At 63.6% G+C, this 14,053-nt stretch carries 13 protein-coding genes and 3 pseudogenes; 8 read left to right on the top strand and 8 right to left on the bottom strand.

Features of this window, described 5'->3' with window-relative positions; translation table 11 throughout:
- The first annotated feature begins 32 nt into the window (after positions 1 to 32).
- Positions 33 to 653 carry a TetR/AcrR family transcriptional regulator gene (locus ACE4QZ_RS15680; protein WP_028698078.1) on the top strand — a complete coding sequence of 207 codons (621 nt, stop codon included), beginning with the start codon at positions 33 to 35 and terminating at the stop codon, positions 651 to 653.
- Positions 654 to 705: 52 nt separating this feature from the next.
- Here ACE4QZ_RS15680 and ACE4QZ_RS15675 read toward each other — a convergent pair.
- A pseudogene (locus tag ACE4QZ_RS15675) lies at positions 706 to 1,512 on the bottom strand (LysR substrate-binding domain-containing protein); the annotation flags it as partial.
- On the opposite strand from ACE4QZ_RS15675, the pseudogene ACE4QZ_RS15670 reads away from it, so the two are divergent.
- Positions 1,512 to 1,952 (top strand): annotated as a pseudogene (locus ACE4QZ_RS15670) (MFS transporter); the annotation flags it as partial. The pseudogenes ACE4QZ_RS15675 and ACE4QZ_RS15670 overlap by 1 nt on opposite strands.
- Before the next feature lie 63 nt (positions 1,953 to 2,015).
- Here ACE4QZ_RS15670 and ACE4QZ_RS15665 read toward each other — a convergent pair.
- Positions 2,016 to 2,639, bottom strand: coding sequence for a glutathione S-transferase family protein (locus ACE4QZ_RS15665; protein WP_028698077.1), 624 nt, complete (start codon positions 2,637 to 2,639; stop codon positions 2,016 to 2,018).
- 197 nt (positions 2,640 to 2,836) lie between these two features.
- On the opposite strand from ACE4QZ_RS15665, the gene ACE4QZ_RS15660 reads away from it, so the two are divergent.
- Both ACE4QZ_RS15660 and ACE4QZ_RS15655 read left to right on the top strand, forming a co-directional pair.
- Entirely contained in the window at positions 2,837 to 3,139 is a 303-nt protein-coding gene (locus ACE4QZ_RS15660) for a DUF3077 domain-containing protein (protein ID WP_021783160.1), read from the top strand.
- 79 nt (positions 3,140 to 3,218) lie between these two features.
- Positions 3,219 to 3,941 carry a hypothetical protein gene (locus tag ACE4QZ_RS15655; RefSeq protein ID WP_021783159.1) on the top strand — a complete coding sequence of 241 codons (723 nt, stop codon included), beginning with the start codon at positions 3,219 to 3,221 and terminating at the stop codon, positions 3,939 to 3,941.
- A gap of 75 nt (positions 3,942 to 4,016) precedes the next feature.
- On the opposite strand, the gene ACE4QZ_RS15650 is transcribed toward ACE4QZ_RS15655, so the two are convergent.
- From ACE4QZ_RS15650 to ACE4QZ_RS15640, 3 genes and pseudogenes are all read right to left on the bottom strand, one after another.
- Positions 4,017 to 4,568, bottom strand: coding sequence for a WYL domain-containing protein (locus ACE4QZ_RS15650; protein ID WP_021783158.1), 552 nt, complete (start codon positions 4,566 to 4,568; stop codon positions 4,017 to 4,019).
- A gap of 361 nt (positions 4,569 to 4,929) precedes the next feature.
- A pseudogene (locus ACE4QZ_RS15645) lies at positions 4,930 to 5,154 on the bottom strand (NAD-dependent DNA ligase); the annotation flags it as partial.
- Between the two features lie 231 nt (positions 5,155 to 5,385).
- The gene (locus tag ACE4QZ_RS15640) at positions 5,386 to 6,810 is read right to left on the bottom strand and encodes a PLP-dependent aminotransferase family protein (protein ID WP_021783156.1); all 1,425 of its coding nucleotides are present in this window, start codon (positions 6,808 to 6,810) and stop codon (positions 5,386 to 5,388) included.
- A gap of 325 nt (positions 6,811 to 7,135) precedes the next feature.
- Between ACE4QZ_RS15640 and ACE4QZ_RS15635 the strand changes: the two genes are divergently transcribed.
- Positions 7,136 to 8,548: an amino acid permease gene (locus ACE4QZ_RS15635; protein ID WP_021783155.1), complete on the top strand. Its 1,413-nt coding sequence runs from the start codon at positions 7,136 to 7,138 to the stop codon at positions 8,546 to 8,548.
- Between the two features lie 3 nt (positions 8,549 to 8,551).
- Here ACE4QZ_RS15635 and ACE4QZ_RS15630 read toward each other — a convergent pair whose 3' ends face one another.
- Complete coding sequence (locus ACE4QZ_RS15630; RefSeq protein WP_028698076.1) at positions 8,552 to 8,731, bottom strand: hypothetical protein; 180 nt, start codon at positions 8,729 to 8,731, stop codon at positions 8,552 to 8,554.
- Between the two features lie 114 nt (positions 8,732 to 8,845).
- Here ACE4QZ_RS15630 and tam point away from each other — a divergent pair, with 114 nt between their 5' ends.
- Positions 8,846 to 9,622, top strand: a complete 777-nt coding sequence (tam, locus tag ACE4QZ_RS15625; RefSeq protein ID WP_021783153.1) for a trans-aconitate 2-methyltransferase — start codon at positions 8,846 to 8,848, stop codon at positions 9,620 to 9,622.
- On the opposite strand, the gene ACE4QZ_RS15620 is transcribed toward tam, so the two are convergent.
- The gene (locus ACE4QZ_RS15620; RefSeq protein WP_021783152.1) at positions 9,612 to 9,983 is read right to left on the bottom strand and encodes a DUF2784 domain-containing protein; all 372 of its coding nucleotides are present in this window, start codon (positions 9,981 to 9,983) and stop codon (positions 9,612 to 9,614) included. The two genes, tam and ACE4QZ_RS15620, sit on opposite strands and share 11 nt — an antisense overlap.
- Positions 9,984 to 10,139: 156 nt before the next feature.
- Positions 10,140 to 11,009, bottom strand: a complete 870-nt coding sequence (locus ACE4QZ_RS15615) for a LysR substrate-binding domain-containing protein (protein WP_021783151.1) — start codon at positions 11,007 to 11,009, stop codon at positions 10,140 to 10,142.
- A 243-nt stretch (positions 11,010 to 11,252) separates the two neighbouring features.
- Between ACE4QZ_RS15615 and ACE4QZ_RS15610 the strand changes: the two genes are divergently transcribed.
- Both ACE4QZ_RS15610 and ACE4QZ_RS15605 read left to right on the top strand, forming a co-directional pair.
- Positions 11,253 to 12,569, top strand: coding sequence for an MFS transporter (locus ACE4QZ_RS15610; protein WP_021783150.1), 1,317 nt, complete (start codon positions 11,253 to 11,255; stop codon positions 12,567 to 12,569).
- A 14-nt stretch (positions 12,570 to 12,583) separates the two neighbouring features.
- The gene (locus ACE4QZ_RS15605) at positions 12,584 to 13,975 is read left to right on the top strand and encodes an FAD-dependent oxidoreductase (RefSeq protein WP_021783149.1); all 1,392 of its coding nucleotides are present in this window, start codon (positions 12,584 to 12,586) and stop codon (positions 13,973 to 13,975) included.
- The last annotated feature ends 78 nt before the right edge of the window (positions 13,976 to 14,053 follow it).

Raw genomic sequence — 14,053 nt, 5'->3', positions numbered from 1 at the left:
CCGACGTGTACGGATCGAAAAAAGGTGTGAATGTGAGCGGATTGCGCGAGCAGCAGAAGGCGATGCGTCGTGAAACCATCAGCCGAACGGCGCTAGGCCTGTTTGAAACGCAGGGTTACCAGACCACCACCATGGAACAGATCGCGCGCCTGGCCGCAGTGTCGGTGCCCACGGTGTTTGCCTACTTCGGCAGCAAGCAGGAGATTTTGCTGGAGAAGCTCCGCGAGGCCGACCACCGGGCGGTGACCGAAGCCCGGCGGCGCCTGCCGGAATTCGACGATGCGCTGGAGGCCCTGTGTTGCTACGAAGCGCACTTGACCGATTACGCATTCGAGGTGCTGCCTGCACCGCTCTGGCGCGAGATATTGCCGCCGTTGCTGCCGTTGCTGGGGGCTGAGCAGCAGGGCGTGCCGGATGCCTACAGGCGGGTCAATGACGCGCTGGTCAACGAGTTGAAGTGCCTGCTACAGGACTTGTGCGACAGCGGCAGGCTGTCGGCTGGGCTGGACGTGGGGTATGCGGCGTTCCTGATCAACGATTACGGGCACCTTCAGTTGCTGCGCCTTTGCAGCCGCGAGCCGCTGGACATGGCGGCACACCGGGCGGATGTGCGGCGGTTCATGGACTTTATCCTGGCCGGCATGCAAGCGTGATGAGACTGACCAGGGGGCGTGTGGGCGGCCTTGTCGCGACATAAGGCCGGCCCTACAGGCCGCCAGATAGCTGCTCCACAAGAAAGTCCACAAACACCCGTACCCGCGCCGGCATCGCCGGGCCGCCGACGAACACCGCATGAATCGGTTCCCGATCACCAGGGTTGTAAGCCTCCAGCAACGGCACCAGCTGCCCGTTGGCCAGGTCATCGGCCACGGTAAAGGTGCCGATACGCGCCACGCCGGCGCCCAGCCTGGCCAGTTGCGCCAGCGCCTCGCCACTGCTGCATTCGATATTCCCTTTAACCTTCAGTGAGAACGTATGCCCGTCGCGGTGAAACGGCCAGTCGGGCATCGCACGGCGGAAGTTGAAGCGCAGGCAGTTGTGCCTGGCAAGGTCTTCAGGCGCAAGCGGGGTACCGTGGCGTTGCAGGTAATCGGGCGAGGCCACCACTACCTGGCCGGTCTCGCCGATGGCGCGGGCGCTCAACGAGCTGTCCGGCAGGTGACCGAAGCGCAGCGCCACGTCGGCCTGGCCGCTGAGAATGTCGGCCACCTCGTCGCTGAGGGTCAGGTCAACCAGCACTTGCGGGTAGCGTGCGCTGAAGGCCGCCAGCAGAGGCACTACGGTCAACCGGGCATGGCCCAGCGCAGCGCTGACCCGCAAGCGCCCGCGTGGCACGCCTTGGTCAGTGATGGCTTCTTCCACTTCGAGCATGTCCGCCAGCACTCGCCGTGCGCCGCGCAGGTAGGCCTCTCCCTCGGGGGTGAGGGCGAGCGCTCGGGTCGTGCGCAGTAGCAGGCGGGTACCCAGGCGCTGTTCGGTGCGGGCGAGAATGCGGCTGACCGCCGAGGGTGATGCTGGTGCTGTTCGGTGTCGGCCTGACCTTGGGCAACGTGTGGGGCGGCAAGGCGGCGGACCGCTCCATCGATCGCACCCCGATCCTGTCACTGGCTGGGCTGATTGCCGTGCTGCTGGTGTTCCCGCTGGTACTGGACTGGCCATTGCCGACCGCCCTGGCGATCCTGGTTTGGGGGGCGGCCAGTTTTGCCCTGGTGCCGCCGCTGCAAATGCGGGTAATGGAGGCGGCCAAGGATGCGCCCAACCTGGCCTCGGCAGTCAACATCGGCGCGTTCAATCTGGGCAATGCGATCGGTGCGGCACTGGGCGGCGCGGTGATCAACGCGGGGCTGGGCTACCCGGCGATCTCCCTGGCGGGGGCTGCGATGGCGGCGCTGGGGCTGGTGTTGGTGCTGCTGTTTGCCTGGCGAGGGCGAGGGGGGGAGCTGCGCGGCAGGTTGCGCTGTAACAGGCCGGAACCTTGGGGCGCTTTGCGCCCCTCGACACACTTCCTGGCGGTACTACGGAGTACCGTTTCGGCCATGCAAGTGATAGGCAGGGCGCTCGCTGAGTCGCTCGTAATAATCGCGCACAGCAGGCAGGTGCGGGTGCTCGAACGGCGTTTCGAACCAGCGGTTGACCGACAGGCCGATAGGGATGTCGGCCAGGGTGAACTGGCTGCCGGCCACATAGGCGCCGGTGCTCGCCAGTTGGCGGTCGAGGATGCGCATGTAGCGTGACCACTCGGCACAACCGGCAGCCAGTGCTTGCGGGTCCTGGTGAGCGGGTGAGTGCCTGACCAGCGACATGAACGCGTAGCTCCATGAGCGGTTCAGGTCCGAGGCCTGCCAGTCGATCCACTGATCGATCCTGGCCCGCGCCTGGGCCTCGCCGGGATAGAACGCGGTGGCGCCGTAGCGGTTGGCCAGGTAGCGGATGATGCTGTTGGATTCCCACAAAGTGAAGTCGCCGTCCTGGATCACCGGGATCATGGCGTTGGGGTTCAACCCGAGGAACTCGGCGCTGTCAGTGGCCTTGAAGCCAGAGCCCCAGTCTTCGCGTTCGAATGCGATCTCGAATTCGGCACAGGCCCACATGACTTTTCGCACATTGATGGAAGAGGCTCTTCCCAGTATCCGCAGCATGGTGTTCGTCCTTGTGTGGGGGAGGTTGATCGTCCGCCACTGCCGGGGGCGGGTCAAGGGGCTGAGCGGTGGCTCGGCGCTCCCTTTGCAGGGTTCTTGTAGTCCATTTCCTAAAGTGACCGTTTCCAGGCCTTTGTCATTGTAATGGGGTAGACAGCGGCCTAGCCTCTGCACGCGCCTAACCTTGAGGAATGGACATGGACAGCGAAACGCCGAAAAACAGCAGCAAACCCACTGTCGTGCGTGCAGCGAGCCGCTTTGGCAACAGCGATGCCGAACTGGTGCAAATGAAACCGCAGCTGCCAATACGCACCGCACTGATGGAAGCTTCGGGCATCATGGGCTGCATCACCGAAATCACTCGCAAGGCCATCGACAGGCCTGGCGACCGCCAGGTGATGATGAAGGCCACGTACTATCTGGCCGGGATGGCCAAGTCACTGATCGACGGCCAGCTGCTGCAGATACGTCAGGCACGCGAAGGCGAGGGCGAAGCCTAGCCAGGCTTGCCTGGGGGGCGCGAACTTGGCACCCTTGGGCGGTTTTAATCGTCTGTAACACGACAGAAGGAAGCATGCATTGAGCTGGGACAAGGTGGGAAAGCTTCTCGTCGCCGTGCTGATCGGCCTGATGGTCCTGTTGGCCGCCTACGCGTTGCTCAGGGGCAATCCGCGTCTTGAGGCGTCCCTCACCTATGCCTACCTCACTTACCCCGGCCAGTTCAGCGAGCGGATCAGCAAAGCCAGCGAACAGCTGAAGTACGAGCAGTTGCAGGGGCAAATCAACGGTATCGTTCAAGGCCAGCTGGGCCATGATCAGGTCGAGCGGCTCATCGAAATGGCGCAGGCACCTTATGCTCAGCTGTTCGCCAAGCCTTTCGAGGCCGGGCTGGTCGACCACCGTACCGGCCTGCTGGTCGAACTGCACAACAGTGGTGATGCGCAGGTCCGGCAGGTGAAAATCCGCCTGCCAGCCAAGGGCCTGGTGCAGGTGCGAAATGCTGCCGGCAACGACACGCTGCTGGAAACCCCCACCGCCCAGGTTGATATACCGGCCATCGAGCCAGGTGGCACATGCAAGGTGTGGGTGTATTTCGATGCCGACTACTCACAGATCCGCCATGGCGGGGTCAGTATCAGCCATGCCGATGGTGAGGCCAAAGTGCAGGTGTACCGCGAGGTCATCGGTTTTCCGGCCATGGTGGCCCGTTACAGCCGTGAGCTGATGATACTGCTTGGCATACTGGCGGCCAGCGTACTGGGCCTGGCCTATGCTTGCCTGGCACGTCGTGACCCGCGGTAAAGCGACCTGAGCCATTCCGGCGTCGCGTTTTGGCGATGCCGTAGCGTATCCCGGAACCTACTGACGCCGTTGGCGTTATTGCTTACAGCTCTCTCCATCATGCAGCGCCAGGCTCTGGCGCAATTGTTCAATCATGGCCGCGCGCAGCGCCTGCGGGGCCTGGATGCGGATCGAACCCGCCTGGGACAGCAGCCAGCCCATCAGCGCACGGTTGTCGACGACGGTGGCCACCAGCGCGGCACCGCCGCTAGCCTGCGGCGTCAGTTGCATGTCGAGGGATAGTGGTGACTGTTCCAACCGGCGGGCCAGCGCGTCATCGACCCAGGCATACAGTACAACGTGTGTCGGGGGCGCAAGTGTGTCGGGTTGCAGCTGCTGCGCTTCGCCCAGGCTCAAGCCCGGTTGCCAGTACCAGCCATAAGGCATGCCTTTACTGTTGCACTGTAGCGGGAACAGTGCGGCGAGCTCGACCAGGTCGCGCTCGACGGTGCGTTTGCTGGTGGTATGGCCCACGGCTGTCAGGGCAGCCTGCAACTGGGTGGAGCTCATACCCGGGTGGCGGCCGGGCAGTAACTTGAGCAGTTGCCACTGGCGGGCGATGGTATGGCGGGTCGGGTGGCTGGGCAAAGGGTTCGTCCTTGAAGACAGGCACCAAGCCTGTCTGGGTAGTGGCGTTTAGCTATTGCCCAGCATACCTTTTCCAGGAATGGGATCCAAGTTTCCGGACGCGCTCTTGGCTTGAGGCGTGTCACTGTCTTGCCACAACTACCAATCCCACAAAGTCTCGCTCCCACATGGTACGCGGACCGCTTGCGCGCTGAGTTTTCTGCGCGACTGCGCAGTCCAAGTGGTTGGGCGATGTCCCACAAAGGCCTCGTCTATCGCGTCGAAGACGAGCGTATCGTTGTAGTGGGTGGTATCGGTTGGCAAGCGCGAGCGTAGCGAGGTCTATCGATCTGCTTAGAAGCGGTGAGCGCCATCATGGTCATCAACCAAACGCCGCACGCTGCCAATGCGCCTCGCTCACAATCGCAATGTTCGCACCCGCTTCCCTGATTTCCACTGCTTTCTTGATCTTCGTGCCGTAACTGCTGTGCAGCCACTGCTCGTTGCCAATACTGCCAATGACCAGATAGTGGATCTTCTTGCTCACCCCCGCGGCGATTGAACCCCCACGTTCGACTACCAGTGCTTCGCATGCTTTGCGAGGCCCCCGTTCCTTTGTTGTCCGGTTAGTTATGGGGTCATCTGAATCAAGCGTCATGCGCTATTGGTAAAAAAGCCAGGTGTTATTTCACCTTGCCATTGCGCCCCGCGAGCCTCCCCCGGGGGCATGGCTGGAAATGATGAGGTGCAGCGGGGAACCTTCGATATCAAGGGAACAAACTAGGCGGACAGCGGGCCCTCACAGGAAGGTGTGGCCCAAAACTGATGTGGAGCGGCCTTACATCCCGCCCCGCCGCACATGCTTCACCAACACCTTCTCCAACAACTCCCACATCGCCGGGTCCGTACTGAACGCCACATTGAAGCGCATCCACCCGGTCGCCTTGGCGTCGACCATGAACAACTGCCCAGGCCCAAGCATGATGCCTTTCTCCAGCGCATCATCCAGCAACGCGGCGCTATCGGGAATCGCCGGGTGGCGGGTCCAGATGTACATGCCTTCATCCGATTCGGTGAACAGTTCAAAGCCCAATCGGTACAGGTGCCGGCCAACTTCCTGATGCGCCTCGGCCAGGCGCTGGCGCAGGCGTTTGAGGTGCTTGCGCCAGCGCCCGTCGATGATCGCCGCATACACCACGCGCTCCATCACCTGCGAGGTGGTCAGGCCTGAGCGCATCTTCAGGTGCAGCAGTTTTTGCATCAACTCGGGGTTGGCCAGCATGTAGCCGACCCGCACGTTGGGCGAAATGCTCTTGGAATAGCTGCCCACGTACACCACCTGCTGCAGATGGTCGAGGCTGGCCAGGCATGGCTGCGGCTCGGCGACCATGTCGGCGTACAGGTTGTTCTCCACCAGGCGGAAGCCATGCTGGCTGGCAAGCTGCAGCAGGCGGTGCAACTGCGGTAGCGGGGTGCGCGAGCACGTCGGGCTGTGCAGGTGCGGCTGGGTGAAGAACGCCGTCGGGCGGTGGTGGGTGAGCAATTGCTCCAGCTGGTTCAGGTCGTAGCCGGCCGGTGTACGTGGCACGCCTACCAGGGTTGCGCCTTGGGTGCGCAGGATGCTCATGAGGTTCGGGTAGCCGGGGTCGTCCACCAGCACCACATCGCCTGGGCGCACCAGTGTGCGTGCGGCCAGGTCCAGGGCCTGGCTGGCGCCGTGGGTGAGCATCAGCTGTGCCGGGTTGGCGACGATCGACAGCTCTTGCTGCAGGTTCTGGGCGGTCAGCGCACGCAGCTCCATCAGGCCCATGGGGTCGCCGTACCCCGACAACTCCAGCGGGCTGCCGGCCACTTGGCGCAGGCCGCGGCGCAGGCCGTCTTCGTACATCCAGTCGTTGGGCAGCCAACCGCACCCCGGCTTGTAAGGCAACTGGCGGATTTCGAAGATCTGCTGCAGGTACCACTCGGAGTTGAACATTGGTCGACTGGTGTCGGCCTCGGCGTTGTGCTGCTCCAACAGGTCGCCCGCCGCACGGTTGACGAAGAACCCCGCATTGCCACGGCTCACCAGCAGCCCTTGGGCGACAAGGCGGTCGTAGGCTTCGACCACGGTGAAGGTACTCACCGAATAGCTTGCGGCAAAGGCGCGGATCGACGGGACCTTGGCGCCTGGCTTGAGGGTTTGGTTGTCGATCAGATCGCGCAGCCCGTCGATGATCTGGTTGACCAGCGGGGTTGAGGAGTCTGGATGTAATTCGAACATTCGGGGCCTTCAGGGTGCGTATCGCCTGGCGTTTGCAGGGTGTACTGCATGGGCGACCTATACAGTGCAGTGCGAGATTCATGCCACTGTGCATGGCTCTCTGCGTCGTACATTTTTACATTAGGTGTCGGATATCGCCACACAAAGCATGTTCAGTTCGCCTCAGGCAGTCGCCCTGGGGCGCGTCAGCAGGCCGCCATGGAAGGCCTGCGTGTGTTCGTTCACACCATCCTGCCCGCATTAGCACTGATGTACAGGTGAAATCGCCAGCCATCGGGGTTTCACAGTTTTCCTTGGATAAAAAGAAGCACGGGGTACACAACTGATGGACGCAACATCCACAACCACCACCGCGAAAAGCGGGCACGAGAGCAAGCTCAGTGCCTCGCTGAAGTCGCGCCACCTGACGATGATGTCGATCGCCGGGGTTATTGGCGGCGCCTTGTTCGTCGGATCCGGCAGCGTGATCCACAGTGCCGGCCCAGCCGCTGTCCTGGCCTACCTGGCAGGCGGCATCCTGGTGGTGCTGATCATGCGCATGCTGGGTGAAATGGCGACTTCCTCGCCTGACACCGGCTCGTTCTCAACCTACGCCGACCGCGCCATTGGCCGTTGGGCCGGTTTTACCATCGGCTGGCTGTACTGGTGGTATTGGGTCATCCTCATGGCCTGGGAAGCCTATGTGGCGGGCAAGATCCTGCATGGCTTCTTCCCCGACGTTAGCGTCAACGTGTTCGTGCTGGCCACGACCCTGTTGCTGATCACCGTCAACTTCTTCAACGTCAAGCACTACGGTGAGTTCGAGTTCTGGTTCGCCTTGATCAAGGTGATTGCGATCGTCTGCTTCCTGATCGTGTGTACCGCTGCCGTGATGAACATCTGGCAGTTCGGTGAAGTGCGTGGCATCAGCCACCTCACTGCCGAAGGCTTCATGCCCAATGGCATCACCACGGTGATCGGTGCCTTGCTCGGGGTGATGTTCGCCTTCCTCGGCGCCGAAATCGTCACCATCGCCGCTTCCGAAGCCAAAGACCCGGCTGCGCAGATCGTCAAGGCAACCAACTCGGTGGTCTGGCGTGTGTGCCTGTTCTACGTCGGTTCGATCTTCCTGATCGTCTGCCTGGTACCGTGGAACGACCCGCACCTGGGGGTTTCTGGCTATGGCGCTTACCGCCGTACCCTGGAACTGCTGGGCGTGCCGTATGCCGAGCTGCTGATGAACTTCGTGGTGCTGACTTCGGTGAGCAGCTGCCTGATCTCTGGCCACTACACCGCATCGCGCATGCTGTTCTCCCTGGCCCAGCGTGGCGACGCGCCGTCGTTCTTCAAGATCACCCGCGCCGGTACCGGTGTACCGGTGTACGCGATCATGGGTTCGTGCGCCGTGGCCGTGGTATGTGCGTTGATCAACTTCAGCGAGACCCTGCGCCCGAAAGACGTGCTGGACACCCTGATGAACACCACCGGCATGATCGCCCTGCTGGTGTACCTGGTCATCGCCTTCTCGCAACTGCGCATGCGCCGCAAGCTGATTGCCCAAGGTAAGGAAGTACGCCTGAAGATGTGGCTGTTCCCGTGGCTGACCTACCTGGTGATCGCGTTCATCGTGGCTGCCCTGGTCACCATGGCCTTCATGCCTGACTATCAGATCCTGGTCATTTCCACCGGTATCGCTGCGGCGGTCGTGGTGGCAATGGGTGTGGTGCACCAGATCCGCTCTGGTAGCAAGCAGCACTAAGCGTCACTCGCGTCTGGAAACGGCCGGCTCCCTTGGGGACCCGGCCGTTTCGCGTTGTTGGGCCTGGGCTTTTTCTGCGGGCATGTGGAAACGCTGGTTCATCCACGGTGAACCGAGCAGGGCGGCCGCGGCGATCAGGGCCAGGATGGCGAGGGCGATGTAGGTCTTCATGGGCGTGCGCATGGAAGGACTGACTTCAAGCATAGGTGATCAGTTCCGGTGTTATCCCTGCGCAACCGTCCCGCCGGGCGACAGATGGCATATGCTAGGCACATTGCCCGCCCAAAGGAGCCGCACATGGCCTGGTCCGCCACCCAGTATTCCCTGTTCGAAGACGAACGCACGCGCGCCGTACGCGACCTGATTGCCGCCATCCCGCCACGGCCGGTGCGCCACGCCACTGACTTGGGGTGCGGCCCCGGCAACTCGACCGAGGTGCTGCTGCAACGTTACCCCGATGCCCAGGTGACGGCACTGGACAGCGACCCGGACATGATCGACAAGGCCCGTGAGCGCAAGCGGCTGTGCATCCCGCGTGTGCGCACGGTCATTGCCGACATTGCCGGCTGGACTGCCCCCGAGCCGCAGGACCTGATCCTGGCCAATGCCTCGCTGCAATGGGTGCCTGACCACGCCTTGCTGTATCCGCACCTGGTGCGCCAGCTCAGCGAGGGCGCCAGCCTGGCCGTGCAGACCCCGGACAACCTCGACGAACCGGCCCACCGGCAGTTGCGCGAGATCGCAAGCCAAGGCCCCTGGGCGGCGAAGTTCGCCGACTTGCAGTTGCCGCCACGGCACAACGCGGCGTTCTACTACGACTTGCTCAGCCCGCTGTGCGCACGGGTGGATGTGTGGCGCACCACCTATCATCACCCGTTGATGGGCGGCGCCGAAGCGGTAGTGGAATGGTTCAAGGGCTCGGCGTTGCGGCCTTATCTGGCCAGGCTTGATGAGCAGGAGCAGGCTGACTTCCTGCAGATGTACCTGCAGGCCATGCAGCGCGATTACCCGCCGGCCTCTGATGGCAAGGTCCTGTTGCCCTTCCCGCGGTTGTTCGTGATCGCTACCCGCTAGGACGGCGCCAGCGCCAGGCCACGTAGCTGTAGATGCCGAGGTTCAGCGCCAGCACGAGGGTGCCCAGCAGCAGCTGGGTCTGCGGGGTGAGGCCGGCGGGGTAGATCAGTGGCCAGATGTAGTGCTCGACGAAACCGCCCCGGTAACCTGCGTCACCGGCGGCATTGCGCATGCGGTTTTCCCAGGTGGTGAGCGGGCAGCCCAGATGCAGGCACTCCACCGCCAGGCCCCAGGCCAGGGCCGGCAAGTGCAGCAACAGGGCAGGGCGCCAGCGCAGCACCAGCAGGCCGCCGAACAGCACCAGCAGAATGAAGGCCAGGTGCAGCAGCACCAAGGTGTCGGCGGCAAGGCGGTAGAGCATGGGTGGGTGCCCACGGATCGAGGTTATCCCAGCATAGTTGGGTTGCCTGAACTGGCCCCTTCGCGGGCTCGCCCGGTCCCACAGCTTCACCGCGGATTGTGGATGCTGCGCAGGACCTGTGGGAGCGGGCGAGCCCGTGAAAAGGCCAGCACAGGCCTACACCCTTTCCTCGACCATCTGCAGGAAAGTCGCCACCACCCGGCGGGTTCGCTGCTCGCTCAGGCACACCAGGGTCTCGGTCAAATGGCGCTGGCAATCCACTATCGGTAACGCACATACCCGCGCATCGGCACCAAACTCCGCCGCAGACACCACGCCCACACCAATCCCTACCACCACTGCTTCACGCGCCGCTTCCCGCCCCTCCACCTGGATCGCTGCGCGCATCCGCAGGCCGGCACGTTGCATCTCTTCTTCCAGCGTCTGCCGCGTCACCGAGCCGGGCTCGCGCAGCACCAGTGGCGTGTCGTCCAGGTCGGCCAGGCTGATCGAGCCGCGGCTGGCCCATGGGTGGTGGTGGGAAACGAACGCCACCATCGGGTCACGACGCAGCGGCAGGCAATGCAGGCGCTCGTCATCGACATCCCGGCCCAGCAGGGCCAGGTCAGCCTGATAGCTGAACAGCCGCGCCAATGATTCGTCGGTGTTGCCGGTTTCGATCTTCACCTGGATCCCCGGATAGCGCTGGCAGAAGCGGGCGATCTGCGGCAGCACGTGCACCGGCGCATCCACTGCCAGCACCAGGCTGCCGGTCTGCAGTGCACGCGAGTCGTGCAGCAGCTCCTGGGCTTCGGCCTCGCAGGCGAACAGGCGCTGGCTGATGCCCAGCAGCCGCTCGCCAAGGTCGGTGAGCTGCACCGAGCGTTTGTTGCGGTGGAACAGCAATACGCCGAAGCGCTCCTCCAGTTTGCGCACCTGGTCGGACACCGCAGGCTGGGTAAGAAACAACTTTTCTGCGGCGCGGGTAAAGCTACCGTGCACGGCCACCGCGTGGAAAGCCTTGAGTTGAGCGTGGGAAACCGACATGACGACCTCAGTAACAAGCTGGGCTTATGTGTGTAATACGATAAATCGATTTTATTTATCTTACAGCAACTGTTTCCATGGATTTCAGCCCGACGCTGGCACCACGAATGCCGCCAGGGCCATGGCGCTCACACGGCGCCACCTGACCCGATGACAGCCTCGTCATCGCTGTGCGTAACACAAGAACAAGACAGGCGTTTCTTCACATTCTGCCGGCACACTTGAGCAAGAGGTCAGACTTACATGAATCATTCCCTAGCCGCGTTCAAACGCTGGCGCATCCAGATTTTCGCCATCACCTGGCTGGCTTACGCCGCCTTCTACTTCACCCGCAAAGCCTTCTCGGTGGCCAAGCTGGGCATCGCCGAAGACCCAGGTTTCATGCTCGACAAGGCCGCCATGGCCAACCTGGACGCCATCTACCTGGCCGCCTATGCCGTGGGCCAGTTCACCTGGGGCATGCTTGCCGACCGCTTCGGCCCTCGCGTGGTCGTACTGGGCGGGTTGCTGATCTCTGCGGCGGCGGCAGTGGTGATGGGCAGTTACGCAACCTTCCCGATCTTCGCCACCTGCATGCTGGTACAGGGGCTGGCGCAATCCACTGGCTGGGCCGGCTTGTGCAAGAACATCGGCAGCTTCTTCCCGGCTTCGCAGCGTGGGCGGGTGCTGGGCCTGTGGAGTTCCTGCTATGCCTTCGGCGGCCTGGTGGCCTCGCCGTTCGCGGGCTGGTGGGCCTACACCCTGGTGGGCACCTGGCATGCGGCGTTTTTCTCCAGCGCGGTCGTGGTGGCGCTGGTGGCGGTGCTGTTCTTCTTCCTGCAGCGCAACAAACCTGAGGACGTCGGCTTGCCGGCGGTTGAGCCCGAGCCGCAAAGCATGGCCCCGGCCGACAACCTGTGCAGCGTGTGGGCGCCACTGCGGGAAATCCTGCGCAACCGCACGGTGTTGACCCTGGGCCTGGCGTACTTCCTGCTGAAGCCGGCGCGCTACGCCATCTTGCTGTGGGGCCCTGTGATCGTCTTCGAGCAGATGCCCTCGGTGGGCAAGGTGGGCGCGGCAATCATCCCGACCGCTTTCGAACTGGCCGGGCTGCTTGGCCCGATCATGATCGGCCTGGCCTCGGACAAACTGTTTGGCGCCCGCCGCATGCCGGCCTGCGTGATCAGCCTGGTGCTGCTGACCGTGACACTGGCGTTGTTCATGGCGGCCATGCACACCGGCAGCGTGCTGCTGGTGGTGGCCTTGCTGTTCGTCATGGGCCTGACCCTGTACGGGCCGGACTCGATGATCAGCGGCGTTGCGGCCATCGACTTCGGCACCGCCAAGGCCGGCGCTACCGCAGCAGGTTTCGTCAACGGCTGTGGGTCGGTGGGCGCGGTGCTGGGCGGGCTGCTGCCGGGTTATTTCGACGGCGTCACGGTGTTCATCGTGTTCGCGGGCTGCGCGCTGTTCTCGGCGCTGGTGTTGCTGCCGCACTGGAACAGCCGCCCGGCCAGCAGCGCGCAAGGCACCGACGTGGCACCGAACACCAGCATGGCAATCAAGCCACTGCGTACTTAAAGGAAAGCGAGCGAATGAGACCCTTCTGGCTGCAACAGGCCCTGGATTCGGCGCAGGAGGCGGTATGCCCGCCGCTGCAAGGCGATACCCGTTGCGATGTGTGCATTGTGGGCGGTGGCTACACCGGTCTGTGGACAGCGCTGATGCTCAAGGAGGCGGTACCGGCCCTGGATGTGGTGCTGATCGAGGCCGACATCTGCGGTGCTGGTGCCAGCGGCCGCAATGGGGGCTGTGCGTTGTCCTGGTCGGCCAAGTACTTCACCCTCGAACGCCTGTTCGGGGAGGAGGAGGCGGTACGGCTGGTGCGCGAGTCGGAGCGCAGCATCACAGACATCGGTGTGTTCTGCGCGGCCAATGGCATCGACTGCGACTTCCGCTTGGACGGCACGCTGTACACGGCCACCAATGCAGCCCAGGTGGGTGCCACCGACGCGGTGATCGCCGCGCTGGAGCGCAAGGGCATCAACTCGTTCCGCCGCTTGCCGCTGGAGCAGGTGCAGCGCCTGGCCGGTTCGGCACGGCACCTGGAAGGCTGGTTCTCGCCGGCCGCCGCCACCGTGCAGCCGGGCAAACTGGTGCGCGGCCTGCGCCGGGTGGCCTTGCAGCGCGGCGTGCGCCTCTACGAAGGCACCGCCATGACCGGCCTGGAGCACGGTGCCCCGGTGCAGGTCCGCACGGCCCACGGCACGCTGCGCGCCGACCGTGTAGTGCTGGGCCTCAATGCCTGGATGGCGCGCGTCTTCCCGCAGTTCGAGCGCAGTGTGGCGATCGTTTCCAGCGACATGGTCATTACCGAACCGTGCCCCGAGCTGCTGCGCCAGATCGGCCTGGACAGCGGGATCAGCGTGCTCGACTCGCGTATTTTCGTGCATTACTACCACAACACCTCCGATGGCCGGCTGATGCTCGGCAAGGGCGGCAACACGTTTGCCTATGGCGGGCGCATGTTGCCGGTGTTCGACCAGCCGTCGCCGTATCGGCGGTTGCTGGGCGAAAGCCTTGGCGGCTTTTTCCCGGCCTTGGCCGAGGTGCCACTGGCGGCCAGCTGGAACGGGCCGTCGGATCGCTCGGTGACCGGCTTGCCATTCTTTGGCCGGTTGGACGGGCAGGGCAACGTGTTCTACGGCTTCGGTTACTCCGGCAGCGGCGTTGGCCCGTGCCACATGGGCGGGCAGATTCTTTCGTCGCTGGCGCTGGGGCTGGACAACCCGTGGACCCGGTCGCCGCTGGTCAAGGGGCCGCTGGGGCTGTTCCCGCCCGAGCCGATCCGCTACCTGGGTTCGCTGATGGTGCGCAATGCCATCCGCCGCAAGGAGCAGGCCGAAGATCGTGGTGTGCGCCCGCGAAGGCTGGACGTGCGGTTGGCGCGGTTTGCCGCGGCGGCGGGCAAGGCCGATAAAGGCTGATGAGATTTCTTGTCGATCCCATGCTCGAGGGCGTATAAAATGCACCCACTTTTGGCCGGTCGCTTCCTGAACCGGCCG

The organism is Pseudomonas sp. DCA-1 (assembly GCF_046523955.1).
In the GTDB taxonomy this organism is placed as follows: Bacteria; Pseudomonadota; Gammaproteobacteria; order Pseudomonadales; family Pseudomonadaceae; genus Aquipseudomonas; species Aquipseudomonas putida_Y.
Note: the sequence above shows the minus strand (reverse complement) of the source record. Positions and strands in the feature narration are given on the sequence as shown.

What these genes read in the sequence shown, in the direction of transcription:
- ACE4QZ_RS15665 (WP_028698077.1), bottom strand. Translation starts at nt 2,639, where the DNA reads ATGCTGCGGATACTGGGAAGAGCCTCTTCCATCAATGTGCGAAAAGTC.
- ACE4QZ_RS15635 (WP_021783155.1), top strand. Translation starts at nt 7,136, where the DNA reads ATGGACGCAACATCCACAACCACCACCGCGAAAAGCGGGCACGAGAGC.
- ACE4QZ_RS15605 (WP_021783149.1), top strand. Translation starts at nt 12,584, where the DNA reads ATGAGACCCTTCTGGCTGCAACAGGCCCTGGATTCGGCGCAGGAGGCG.
- ACE4QZ_RS15615 (WP_021783151.1), bottom strand. Translation starts at nt 11,009, where the DNA reads ATGTCGGTTTCCCACGCTCAACTCAAGGCTTTCCACGCGGTGGCCGTG.
- tam (WP_021783153.1), top strand. Translation starts at nt 8,846, where the DNA reads ATGGCCTGGTCCGCCACCCAGTATTCCCTGTTCGAAGACGAACGCACG.
- ACE4QZ_RS15660 (WP_021783160.1), top strand. Translation starts at nt 2,837, where the DNA reads ATGGACAGCGAAACGCCGAAAAACAGCAGCAAACCCACTGTCGTGCGT.
- ACE4QZ_RS15640 (WP_021783156.1), bottom strand. Translation starts at nt 6,810, where the DNA reads ATGTTCGAATTACATCCAGACTCCTCAACCCCGCTGGTCAACCAGATC.
- ACE4QZ_RS15610 (WP_021783150.1), top strand. Translation starts at nt 11,253, where the DNA reads ATGAATCATTCCCTAGCCGCGTTCAAACGCTGGCGCATCCAGATTTTC.
- ACE4QZ_RS15620 (WP_021783152.1), bottom strand. Translation starts at nt 9,983, where the DNA reads ATGCTCTACCGCCTTGCCGCCGACACCTTGGTGCTGCTGCACCTGGCC.
- ACE4QZ_RS15630 (WP_028698076.1), bottom strand. Translation starts at nt 8,731, where the DNA reads ATGCGCACGCCCATGAAGACCTACATCGCCCTCGCCATCCTGGCCCTG.